Source organism: Mitsuaria sp. TWR114, assembly GCF_007997345.1.
This window is the reverse complement of sequence record NZ_VOSR01000689.1, coordinates 1-10,556: the sequence shown is the minus strand read 5'-3', so window position 1 is coordinate 10,556 and position 10,556 is coordinate 1. Positions and strand designations below refer to the sequence as shown.

The 10,556-nt window shown below is 70.5% G+C and carries 10 protein-coding genes and 1 pseudogene; 5 read left to right on the top strand and 6 right to left on the bottom strand.

Features of this window, described 5'->3' with window-relative positions; all coding sequences use genetic code 11:
• Positions 1 to 83: 83 nt before the first annotated feature.
• The 4 genes and pseudogenes from FUT87_RS22460 to FUT87_RS22445 form a co-directional block, all read right to left on the bottom strand.
• Positions 84 to 1,177: pseudogene (locus FUT87_RS22460) on the bottom strand (hemin-degrading factor).
• 15 nt (positions 1,178 to 1,192) lie between these two features.
• On the bottom strand, positions 1,193 to 3,418 hold the full coding sequence (locus tag FUT87_RS22455; RefSeq protein WP_147242447.1) for a TonB-dependent hemoglobin/transferrin/lactoferrin family receptor: 2,226 nt from the start codon (positions 3,416 to 3,418) through the stop codon (positions 1,193 to 1,195).
• 147 nt (positions 3,419 to 3,565) lie between these two features.
• Positions 3,566 to 3,658, bottom strand: a complete 93-nt coding sequence (gene hemP, locus FUT87_RS22450; protein ID WP_255511968.1) for a hemin uptake protein HemP — start codon at positions 3,656 to 3,658, stop codon at positions 3,566 to 3,568.
• Positions 3,658 to 3,993, bottom strand: coding sequence for a hypothetical protein (locus tag FUT87_RS22445; RefSeq protein WP_147242445.1), 336 nt, complete (start codon positions 3,991 to 3,993; stop codon positions 3,658 to 3,660). Before FUT87_RS22445 ends, hemP begins: the two co-directional genes overlap by 1 nt.
• On the opposite strand from FUT87_RS22445, the gene bfr reads away from it, so the two are divergent.
• Positions 3,992 to 4,468: a bacterioferritin gene (bfr, locus tag FUT87_RS22440; protein ID WP_067068504.1), complete on the top strand. Its 477-nt coding sequence runs from the start codon at positions 3,992 to 3,994 to the stop codon at positions 4,466 to 4,468. The two genes, FUT87_RS22445 and bfr, sit on opposite strands and share 2 nt — an antisense overlap.
• A 230-nt stretch (positions 4,469 to 4,698) precedes the next feature.
• Positions 4,699 to 4,938 (top strand): bacterioferritin-associated ferredoxin, encoded by a 240-nt coding sequence (locus FUT87_RS22435; RefSeq protein ID WP_147242444.1) that lies wholly within the window; start codon positions 4,699 to 4,701, stop codon positions 4,936 to 4,938.
• Between the two features lie 141 nt (positions 4,939 to 5,079).
• Here the strand turns inward: FUT87_RS22435 and FUT87_RS22430 are convergent, their stop codons facing one another.
• The gene (locus FUT87_RS22430; RefSeq protein ID WP_091726326.1) at positions 5,080 to 5,352 is read right to left on the bottom strand and encodes a hypothetical protein; all 273 of its coding nucleotides are present in this window, start codon (positions 5,350 to 5,352) and stop codon (positions 5,080 to 5,082) included.
• A gap of 188 nt (positions 5,353 to 5,540) precedes the next feature.
• Between FUT87_RS22430 and FUT87_RS22425 the strand changes: the two genes are divergently transcribed.
• The 3 genes from FUT87_RS22425 to FUT87_RS22415 all read left to right on the top strand — a co-directional run bounded on the left by FUT87_RS22425 (position 5,541) and on the right by FUT87_RS22415 (position 9,555).
• Entirely contained in the window at positions 5,541 to 7,172 is a 1,632-nt protein-coding gene (locus tag FUT87_RS22425; RefSeq protein ID WP_147242443.1) for a gamma-glutamyltransferase family protein, read from the top strand.
• A 649-nt stretch (positions 7,173 to 7,821) separates the two neighbouring features.
• Positions 7,822 to 8,934 (top strand): MFS transporter, encoded by a 1,113-nt coding sequence (locus FUT87_RS22420; RefSeq protein WP_255511967.1) that lies wholly within the window; start codon positions 7,822 to 7,824, stop codon positions 8,932 to 8,934.
• 123 nt (positions 8,935 to 9,057) lie between these two features.
• Complete coding sequence (locus FUT87_RS22415; RefSeq protein ID WP_147242442.1) at positions 9,058 to 9,555, top strand: GNAT family N-acetyltransferase; 498 nt, start codon at positions 9,058 to 9,060, stop codon at positions 9,553 to 9,555.
• Positions 9,556 to 9,603: 48 nt separating this feature from the next.
• Here FUT87_RS22415 and ugpQ read toward each other — a convergent pair whose 3' ends face one another.
• Positions 9,604 to 10,380 (bottom strand): glycerophosphodiester phosphodiesterase, encoded by a 777-nt coding sequence (ugpQ, locus tag FUT87_RS22410; protein ID WP_147242441.1) that lies wholly within the window; start codon positions 10,378 to 10,380, stop codon positions 9,604 to 9,606.
• Between the last annotated feature and the right edge of the window lie 176 nt (positions 10,381 to 10,556).

Sequence of the window (10,556 nt, the reverse complement as noted above, 5' to 3'; positions counted from 1 at the left end):
GACGCGCCGCGGCGCGGCCAGCGCCGGACCGCCGATCGTCAGCAGCGCCGCGGCCGGCGCCAACGAGAGCAGGTCGCGGCGGCTCAGCATGGCACCGCCTCCGGCGCGCCCTCGACCAGGCTCTCCAGGAGATTGCGCCAGTCGCAGCGCTCGGCCTGTCCCGGCTTGCGTTCGCCGAACAGCATCGCGATGGTGCGGCCCTCGGCATCGAACAGCTCCAGCGAGCACACCAGACCGTCCACCGTCGGCTTGCGCACCAGCCAGGCCGCGGCGATGTGGTCCTCGCGCAGGTGCAGGTTGAAGCCCGGGTCCAGCACGTTGATCCACGGTCCCATCATCGCGACCTTGTGCACCGGGCCGCTGTGGATCTGGATCATCCCGGGGTTGCCGACGAAGACCATGAGCGAGACGCCTTCCTGCGCCGCGCGGCTGAGCAGCTCCTGCGCGCTGGACGGCGCCACCGGCTGGGCGAAGCGCGGCTCCGCCAGGCGCAGCGCCTGCGTGCGGCTCAGGCCGTGGCGCCGGAGCAGGCCGAAGAAATCGTGGGTGTCGCGCAGCGAGGCCCATTCCGCGCGGAAGGCGGCGACGTCGACGCGGGCATCGGGCGTCGGCGTCGGTTCCCGCCAGGCCTCGCCGGGCTCGAAGCCGGGCTGTTGATCCTCGGCCAGGAAGCGCGCGACGAGCGCCTCGTAGGCCGCCAGGTCGCTCTCGGGCTTCATGAAGACCTTGTGGATTGCCTGCCCCGCCGCGTCGAAGAACTGCAGGCTGCGCTGCACCGCGCCGTCGGACAGGCGCTCCGCCACCGCGAAGCCGTGGCGCCAGTGGCTGTAGAACACGCGCAGGTCGATCGCGCCGCCCAGCACCAGGCCGACCAGGCGCTGTGGCCCCTGCGCGCTGACCTCGCGATAGACGCCGACCTTCTCGTGCACGCAGGACTCGTTGCGGGTGAGCGCCATGACGGGGCCCAACGGCTCGAGCGCGGCGACGAGGTCCTGCCAGTCGGCGCGCAGCCGGCGCGCGCGCAGCGGAGACTCGTCTCGGCGAACGAGCCGGCGTGGGCCGCGAGCAGCTCGCCTTCGGAAATGCTCAAGGCGCTGGCGATGTCGCGGTGGCGGGCCTTGCGCTCATGGCGCGCCGTGGCGAAGGCCTGGCGCAGGGCGGTGAAGCTGGCATGCATGGGAGGAACTCCTGATCAGAAATCGGCGCGCAGCGACACCTGCACGGCGCGGCCCGGGGCGGTGAAGGCGTCGACGACGGCCAGGCCGGCCGCGTTGCCGGCCGCGCCCTGGACGTCGCTCCAGCGCCAGTACTTCTTGTCGAAAAGGTTGGTCACGTAGGCGGCCAGCGTCCAGGTCGGCGAGAGGCGATAGCTGCCGCCCGCGTCGACGACGTCGTACTTCGACGGCGCGTACTGGGTCGTGCGCGGCGCCACGTAGATGTCGGACGGCTTCTTGCCCGAGCTGTGGACCCAGCTGGCATTGGCCGTCCACGGGCCCGATTCGTAGCGCACGCCGAGCTGGCCGCGCAGCGGCTGGACGCTGTTGAGCGGGCGTCGCTCGCCATTGAAGTCGCTGTGGCCGCGCGACTTCGCCACGGCGGCGTTGAGGCTCAGCCCCGGGCGCAGGTCCCAGACCGCGCGCGCCTCGACGCCCTTGATGCGCGCCCGCGCGAGGTTGACGTACTGGAAGATCGCCGGGTCGGCCGGCGTCAGCGAGCCGCTGACCTGCTCCTGCGAGATGAAGTCGCGGTAGCGGTTGTCGTAGGCGCTCAGCTGCCAGCGCAGGACCTGCTCGAAGCGCCCGCGCAGGCCGAGCTCCCAGCTGGTCGAGTGCTCGGCCTTCAGGCCGGGATTGGCGATGGAGCGGTAGCCCTGCAGCGGGTTTTCGAATCCGCTGTTGACCTGGTCCGGCGCCGGCGCCCGGAAGCCCTGCGCCCACTGCACGTACGGCTGCAACGCCGGCAGCGCGCGCCAGATCACGCCGACGCGCGGCGTCACCGCGTGGTCGCTGAGCGGGGCCGCGTTGCCGCTGTAGCCGGCCGACTTCGGCTTGAGCTTGTAATGCTCCAGGCGCAGCGCCGGAATGACGCTGAAGTCGCCCGCCTCGATCTCGTCCTGCACGAAGGCGCCGGCCAGCGTGTAGGTCGTGTCGGGGAAGGGCTTGCTGGGGAAGGTCTCGCCCGCGGGCGGCACGGTGCCGTCGCGCACGCCCTCGATCGTGTTGCGGCTCACGTCGACGCCGTAGCTCAGCCGCTGGCTGGCGAGCTGCGTCTGCGCCTGCGCGCTCAGGCCGACCAGGCGCTCCTTGTAGGTGCCCAGCCGGGTGCGGTCGGCGGCGGCGTTGCGGTCCTCGAAGGAGAACTGCCGCGTCTCGCTGTCCTGCACGTACAGGTGGGTGGTCGCCTGCTGCAGCCAGGTCGCGTTGAGGTCCTCGTAGCGGTGTTCGATCGAGGCGCGGGTGCGCTCCGACCGGTCGCGCGCGGTGAGGCCCAGCACCGCCGTGGCCGGCAGCGTGCCGCTGGCCGGCGGCGCGGTGATGGCGCTGAGCACGTCGGTGTCGACCTTGCGCTCGCGATGCTCCAGCGTGCCGCTCAGCCGGTGGTTCGCGTTGACCCGATAACCGACCTTGGCCATCACGCTGTTGCTGTCGACGTCGGCCGGGTTGGGCCGGGTCCGGTTGGCGTTGCGCGCGTCGTTGTCGCCTTCGTTCTTCGTCTCGTGACCGCGGCGGACGGTGGCCTGCACCAGGCTGCTCCAGTCGCCGCCGCCGAAGGCGACCGCGGCGCTCGCCTGCCGGGAGTTGTCGACGCTCGCCGCGCCCAGACGCGCGAAGCCGGCGAAGGTCTTGCCATTCACCAGCAGGTCCTCCGGCGACAGCGTGCGCAGGCTCAGCGCGCCGGCCAGGCCGTCGCTGCCGTAGGAAGTCGAGGTCGGGCCGCGCAGCACCTCGACGCTCGACAGGCTGTTCAGGTCGACGAAGTCGGCCCGGCCGCTCGCGAACGCGCCGAACGCGTAGCCCTGCGGCAGCCGGATGCCGTCGACCATCATCAGCACCCGGTTGCCCTCCAGGCCGCGGATGTTGAGGCCCTCGTTGCCCGGCCGGCCGGTGGACGCGCCGGCGGCGGTGAAGCGCGGCGCCGTCGACTTGACGTCGAGATCGACTTCGTCGGACAGCAGGTCCTTGAGGTCGCGCGCATCGCGGCGCTCGAGCTGCTTGCGGTTCTTCACGGTGACCGTGTTGGGCACCGCGTCGATCGAGCGTTCGGTGCGGGTCGCGGAGACGGTCAGCTCGCCGAGCGGCTGGGGGGACTCGGCGGTCGGCGGGTTCGTGGAAGCCGGCGTCTGGGCGAAAGCCGGCGGGAAAGCCAGCGGAAATGCCAACGACAGGGCGAGCGCGACGGGCGTCGGGCGCAGGTGCATGGTGTCGAAATCCTTGTAGTTCTTGGATCTCGCACGGGCTGGCGCGGCGCGGGCTGGTGCGGGCGGTCCTCTCGGACGGCCGGTTCGGGACAGGGGAACGGGAACGCGAGCGGCGGGGCGGTCCTCGGCCGGCCGCCGCTCAGCGGGTCACTTGGTCAGGATCAGCTTGCCCAGCGACGTCACGCGCAGGCGGTAGAGCTGGCCGGCGTGCTCGATCTCGACCTCGCGGTCATTGCCCATCAGCGCCTGGCTGCTGATGCGCCGGCGCTGGACCAGCGGAGCGCTTCACGCGGCGAACCTGCGGCGACCCGGGCGCCATCCAGCGCAACGGCTTGCAGGGCTTCGATGTGGGAGTGGTGATGGGCATTCATGCGAAGCATCTTAATGAGAACCATTCGCAATAGCAACCAAGAATCGCGGCGATCGCTTTTTTCTTGATGGATCGCGACTCGCCAGAGCGAGGAACGTGCTGCGAATACTTCGCATGCAGAGCGGGTGGGGCGGGTCTTGTCCCCATTCGTCGTAGGGATGAGGACAATGCGCGCCATTCCGCATGATTTCCAGGAGAAGAACATGAAGGGCGATGCCAAGGTCATCGAGTACTTGAACGCGCAGTTGAAGAACGAGCTCACCGCGATCAACCAGTACTTCCTGCATTACCGGATGCTCAAGAGCTGGGGCTTCGAGAAGCTGGCCAAGCACGAGTACGCCGAGTCCATCGAGGAGATGAAGCACGCCGACAAGCTGATGGATCGCATCCTGATGCTGGAAGGCCTGCCGAACCTGCAGGACCTGGGCAAGCTCTACATCGGCGAGAACGCCGTCGAGGTCCAGCACTGCGACCTGAAGATCGAGATGGGCAGCCATCCGCTGCTGAAGGAAGCCATCGCCTATTGCGAGTCCGTGCGCGACTACGTCTCGCGCGAGGTCCTCGAGGAAATCCTGTCCGACACGGAGGAGCACATCGATCATCTGGAAACCCAGATCGAGCTCATCGCCCAGGTCGGCGAGCAGAACTGGCTGCAAAGCCAGATGGGCGACGCCAGCTGAACGCCAGCCACGCCCATCCTGGGGCCCAGCCGTCGCCAGGGACCCCGAAGCCCCGCTTGCCGGGGCTTTTTTTCGTCCGCGCGTCGGCGCAAGGCGGGGTGATGGAGGCGCCGTGTCGCAGTTCACCGACATTGGCCGGACGCCGCGCAGGGGCTCTGTGACCTAATTGAGAGGAATTCGCGTTTGCGTTAGTATCGCGGCCATTCCAGGTTCATTCCTGTTTCGCCGCCATGATCGTCTGCCTCTGCCACCGAGTTTCCGACCGCGACATCCGCCGCACCGTGGCCGATGGCGTGCACAACTTCGAGGTGCTCCAGGACGAGACCCAGGTGGCGTCGGCCTGCGGCAGCTGCCACGACTGCGCCCGCGAGATCTTCGATGAAGCCCGGCGCGCCTGCGCCGCCGCGCACGGCGTGACCTGCACGAGCAGCGCCCGCGTCATCCCAATCGCCCAGATGGCTGCGGCCTGATCCAGCGTCGGCACGCGGCCTCGGGCCGCTTCCGGCCAGGCGCCGGACAAAGCAAAACCGCAGACCGGTCACCCGGTGCTGCGGTTTCTTTTTTTGGAATCGCCGAGGACGTCGCCAGCGACGTCCTCACGCCATCACCGCTTACTTGGCGGCGGAAGCGCCTTCAGCGGGCTTCTCGGCCTTCTTGTGGGTCTTGTGCGTCGCCTTCTCGCCGGTGGCCTTCTCGCCGGCGGCCTTGTGGTGCTTGGCGGTCTTGTGCTCGGCCTTGGCATCGGAGGCCGGGGCGGTCGTCGCGGCCGGAGCGGCCTGGGTCGCGGGCGCGGCCGGGGTGGTGGTGCCTTGGGCCATCGCGGCGCCGGCGATCAGCAGGGCGGGAATCAGGGCCAGGGTCTTGACGGTCTTGAAGGCTTGCATCTGGTTTACTCCAGCAGGTTGAACAAGGTGAGCGAACAACGACGCCGCATGTGTGTGTGTTGACATGGGTTCGCAGCTTTGCAATGGGTTACGCAATCCGCACGGGTCCTTCACGCGCCAGGTCTTGCGCGCTGTCGGCGGCGACGGCCATCGGGCAAGATGCCCCGCACCCCTACAGGAGACATCCCATGACCGCCCCCGCCCATGCCTTCGACTGGACCCGCGGCTACCCGAGCCAGCGCAGCCCGGTCTTAGCGCGCAACGTCGTGTCGACGTCCCACCCGCTGGCCGCGCAGGCGGGACTGCGCATCCTGGGCCAGGGCGGCAACGCGGTCGACGCGGCCATCGCCACGGCCGCCTGCATGACGCTCGTCGAGCCTTGCAGCAACGGGCTCGGGTCCGACGCCTTCGCCATCGTGTGGGACGGCCGGTCGCTGCAGGGACTGAACGCCTCCGGCATCGCGCCGCAGGCCTGGACCCCCGACTACTTCGACCGCAAGCACGGCGTCGGCAACGCGATGCCGCGCCGCGGCTGGGATGCGGTGACCGTGCCCGGTGCGGTGGCCGGCTGGGTCGCGCTGAGTGAGCGCTACGGCAAGTTGCCCTTCTCCGACCTGATGGCGCCGGCCATCGAGATCGCCGAGCGCGGCTATGCCGTGCCGGTGATCGTGCAAAGCAAGTGGCGCATGGCTTCCGAAGTGGCGGACCTGGTCGCGCAGCCTGGCTTCGCCGAGGCCTTCCTGCCGCGCGGACGGGCGCCCGAGGTGGGCGAGCTGTTCCGCTTCCCCGGCGCGGCGCGCACGCTGCGCCTGATCGCCGCGACCAAGGGCGAGGCCTTCTACCGGGGCGAGGTCGCCGAGGCCACCGCCGCCTTCGCGCGCGAGACCGGCGGGGCGATCACCACCGCGGACTTCGCGGCCTACGCGCCGCAGTGGGTCGACACGATCTCGATGGACTACGCCGGCCACACGCTGCATGAGATCCCGCCCAACGGGCAGGGCATCGCGGCGCTGATCGCGCTGGGCATCCTGAAGCAGTTCGAAATCGGCGCCTTGCCGGTGGACTCGACCGCGTCGCAGCACCTGCAGATCGAGGCGATGAAGCTGGCCTTCGCCGATGTCTACCGCCATGTCGGCGATCCGCGCACGATGAAGGTCCAGGTCGCCGAGCTGCTGGATCCGGGCTACCTGGCCAGCCGCGCGAAGCTCATCGACATGAAGCGCGCGCAGGACTTCCAGGCCGGCAATCCGGTCAAGGGCGGCACCATCTACCTGACCGTCGCGGACGAGAGCGGCATGATGGTCAGCTTCATCCAGAGCAACTACATGGGTTTCGGCTCAGGCGTCGTGGTGCCGGGCTACGGGCTGTCGCTGCAGAACCGCGGCCACGGCTTCACCCGCGAGGCCGGACATGCCAACGTCGTCGCGCCGGGCAAGCGGCCGTTCCACACCATCATCCCGGCCTTCCTGATGAAGGACGGCCAGCCGCAGATGAGCTACGGCGTGATGGGCGGCAACATGCAGCCGCAGGGCCACCTGCAGACGCTGGTGCGGATGCTCGACTACCGCCAGCATCCGCAGGCCGCCTGCGACGCGCCGCGCTGGCGCTTCAACGAAGGCCTGTCGATCAACGTCGAGCCCTCGATGGCGCCGCAGACCATCGACGGCCTGCGCGCGCTCGGCCACCAGATCGGCGACATCCACGACAGCTACCAGGACTTCGGCGCCGGGCAGTTCATCTGGCGCCTGGGCGATCCGGCGGTGGAGGGCTACGTCGCCGCGAGCGACCCGCGCCGCGACGGCGCCGCCGCGGGCTGGTGAACGGCGACTCCCGGGCTGGCCGCCAGCGCCCGGGTTCCCCTGTCTTTCCTCACTTGTGGCGGCCGCAAGGGCGCTGATAGCATCGGCGCCTTCTTCCTCCCCGGAAGCTCTCACGCCACGATCCCCGATCGGAGCCGACCCCATGACCAAGCTGCTGGACCGCACCAAACACGACGCCCGGGCGTCGGTGCGCGCGCTTGGGCCATCCGGCTGGGCGCGACGACCGTAGGCGTCTGGACGACGCCCGCGCCTTCCACGGCCGGTTCCCAGGTCCCTGGCTTTTCGCGACGGCGACGCCCACCGCGTCCCGCTCGCCCGATCCGCGCCCGGCGCACGACGCCCCGCGCGGACCGCATCCGGAGTGTCAACATGCTGCCGATCAAGGCATCCACGTGGTCGACCGTCTGCTCGACCGCTTCCTCGATCTCCTGCGCCTGCCCGCCGGCGATCTGCTGCGCAACCTCGTCTACCGGCGTCTGTGGACGTCGATCCTGATCAGCTCGCTGGGCGGGCAGATCACGCTGCTGGCGCTGCCGCTGACCGCGGCGGTGCTGCTGCATGCCTCGCCCACGCAGATGGGCTTGCTGACCGCGATGGAGCTGGTGCCCTTCGTGCTGTTCTCGCTGCCGGCCGCGTCTGGCTGGACCGGGTGCGCAAGCTGCCGGTCTACATCGTGGGCGAGCTCACGCTGGCCGTCGCCGTGGGCAGCGTGCCGGTGGCCCACTGGATGGGCTGGCTGGGCATGCCGTGGCTGTACTTCGTCGGTTTCCTGCTCGGCACCGTCTACACGATCGCGGGGAGCGCCTCGCAGATCGTGCTGACGCAGGTGGTGAGCCGCGACCGCCTCGTCGAGGCGCATGCGAAGAACGCGCTGGCCTCCTCCGGCGCCGAGGTCGCGGGCCCCGGCGTCGCGGGGGCGCTGATCAAGCTCGTCGGTGCGCCGCTGGCGCTGGCGGTGGATGCGCTGCTGCTGGTGGCGTCCGCGCTCATCCTGCGCGGGGTGAAGGTCACCGAGACGCTTCATCGCCTGGACGGCGCCGATTTCTGGCGCGACCTGAAGGCCGGCGTCGCGTTCGTGCGCGGCAAGCGCATGCTGGTCGCGCTGGCCTGCGCGGTGGGCGGCTGGCAGATGTTCAACCAGGCCGCGCAGGTGGTGCAGATCCTCTTCGCGACGCGGGTGCTGGGACTGTCGGCGCAGAGCGTGGGCCTGTCCTACATCGCGCTGGGCGCGGGCACGGTGCTGGCGAGCGCGCTGGGCCACCGCATCAGCGCGCGCTTCGGCCCCGGCCCCAGCCTGATCGGCGGCTTCGCGATGTGCGGCATCGGCTGGGCGGCGCTGTGCGTCGCGCCGGCCAACGCGGTCGGCGTCGCGGCCTTCGCCTTCACGCTGTTCATGTTCGGCGTCGGCGCGGTGCTCATCTTCATCAACTTCCTGTCGCTGAGACAGGCGGTGACGCCAGCGCCGCTGCTCGGCCGGATGACCAGCACCATGCGCTGGCTGATCCTCATCCCCGCCGGCCCCGGCGCGCTGATCGGCGGCTGGCTCGGCGAGCATGTCAGCCTGCGCGCCGCGCTGGCCTTCGCGGGCGTCGGTGCGTTGCTGCTGGCGGTGCTGGCCTGGCAGGTCCAGGCGATCCGCCTGGTGAAGGTGCTGCCCAAGGTCGAGGGCGAGGATCCGCCGCTGGGCGCCGAGGCCATGCCCGGCGTGACGCCGGCCCCGACCACGGGCACCGCGCAGCTGCAACCCGCCAACGGCAACTGAGGTCCCCATGCGCGTTCAAACCGCCCCCGATCCGCTCCTGGTCGAGGTCCCCGAGCGGATCGACACCGCCCGGCTCGTGCTGCTGTCGTCGCGCGCCGGCTCGGCCCCGCGCTGAACCGCGCGGTGCTCGAGGCCCAGGAGCATCTGAAGCCCTGGATGCCGTGGGCGCACGAGACGCCCACCGTCGAGCAGTCGGAGGGCGTCGCGCGGCACATGCAGGCGCAGTTCCTGCAACGCGAGCACCTGGGCTACTACCTGCACGAACGCGGCGCCGACGGGCGGCCCGGGCGCCTGATCGGCGGGGCGGGACTGCATTCGCCGGACTGGCAGGTGCGCCGCTTCGAGCTGGGCTACTGGATCGTGCCCTCGCACACGGGGCGGGGGCTGGTGGTCGAGGTCGTCGCCGCGCTGGTGCGCCTGGGCTTCGAGCAACTGCGGGCGCGCCGCCTGGAGATCCGCACCGACTCGCGCAACGCGGCCAGCCGCGCGGTGGCCGAGCGCTGCGGCTTCACGCTCGAAGGCGTGCTGCGGCGCGATGCGCTCGACGTCGAGGGCCAGCCCTGCGACAGCTGCGTCTACGGCATGACGGACCTCGCCGACCTGCGCCAGCCGGCACGCTGACCGGTTGACTGTCTTGGCGACCTGGCGCCGTGGCGGCTTCGCGGGCGGTCAGGCCGTCGGGCTGAAGCGGTCCACCGCGTCGGTGATGATCCCGTCCACGCCGTTGGCGATCAGCCATTGCGCGGCCGCGGCATCGTTGACGGTGTAGACCAGCGCCTTCATTTCGGCCTCGCGCAGCCGCGTGACCAGCGCCTGGTCCATCAGCGCGTAATGCGTGATCACCGCGCGGCAGCCCAGCGATTGCGCCAGCTGCAGCCAGCCGTCGCCGTCGAGCTTGTCGAGCAGCAGCCCGCGCGGCACCTGCGGCGCCGATTCGCGGGCGCCGCGCAGCGCTTCCGGCTGGAAGCTGCTGAACAGCACCGACACCGGCGCCGTCTCCTCCCACAGCCGCAGGACCTCCCGGCCGACGATCTCGCCGGTGCGGAACTCGTCGCCGGGCGTGGGCTTGATCTCGATGTTCAGCGCGTGCTGGTTGCGGCGCACGAAGGCCGCGATGCTCTCCAGGCTGGCGGGAGGCTCGCCGGCGAAGGCGCGGCTGTGCCAGCGTCCGGCGTCCAAGCGCGACAGCTCGCTCCAGTTCCGGTCGGCGGCGCGGCCGCGCGCGGTCGTCGTGCGGTCTAGCGTCGCGTCGTGCAGCAGGAAGGGCACGTCGTCCGAGCTCAGTTTCACGTCGCATTCGAAGGCGCGATAACCATGCCGCGCGCCTTCCCGGAACGCGGCCAGCGTGTTCTCGGGCGCGAGCTTGCCGGCCCCCCGGTGGGCCACCCAGAAGGGCAGCGACCAGGGCCAGCTGGGTTCGTCGAGGGCATGCGTCGAGACCGTCATGTCGTTCTCCCTGATCGCTGTGGCGGATCGTCCATCCTGTTGGCCGGCGGGGCCGGGCGCCCGAAAGGCGCGGCGTGAAGGCGCGTCGTGCCGCGTCTCAGTCGACGCGCTGCCCGGTCGCCGGGTCGAACCAGTGCAGCCGCTCGCCGGGCGCCTGCAGCAGCACCTCGTCGCCG

Excerpts from the sequence above, each read along its gene's own strand:
- FUT87_RS22455 (WP_147242447.1), bottom strand. The coding sequence starts at position 3,418 with ATGCACCTGCGCCCGACGCCCGTCGCGCTCGCCCTGTCGTTGGCATTT.
- hemP (WP_255511968.1), bottom strand. The coding sequence starts at position 3,658 with ATGGGCAATGACCGCGAGGTCGAGATCGAGCACGCCGGCCAGCTCTAC.
- bfr (WP_067068504.1), top strand. The coding sequence starts at position 3,992 with ATGAAGGGCGATGCCAAGGTCATCGAGTACTTGAACGCGCAGTTGAAG.
- FUT87_RS22445 (WP_147242445.1), bottom strand. The coding sequence starts at position 3,993 with ATGTTCTTCTCCTGGAAATCATGCGGAATGGCGCGCATTGTCCTCATC.
- FUT87_RS22435 (WP_147242444.1), top strand. The coding sequence starts at position 4,699 with ATGATCGTCTGCCTCTGCCACCGAGTTTCCGACCGCGACATCCGCCGC.
- FUT87_RS22430 (WP_091726326.1), bottom strand. The coding sequence starts at position 5,352 with ATGCAAGCCTTCAAGACCGTCAAGACCCTGGCCCTGATTCCCGCCCTG.
- FUT87_RS22425 (WP_147242443.1), top strand. The coding sequence starts at position 5,541 with ATGACCGCCCCCGCCCATGCCTTCGACTGGACCCGCGGCTACCCGAGC.
- ugpQ (WP_147242441.1), bottom strand. The coding sequence starts at position 10,380 with ATGACGGTCTCGACGCATGCCCTCGACGAACCCAGCTGGCCCTGGTCG.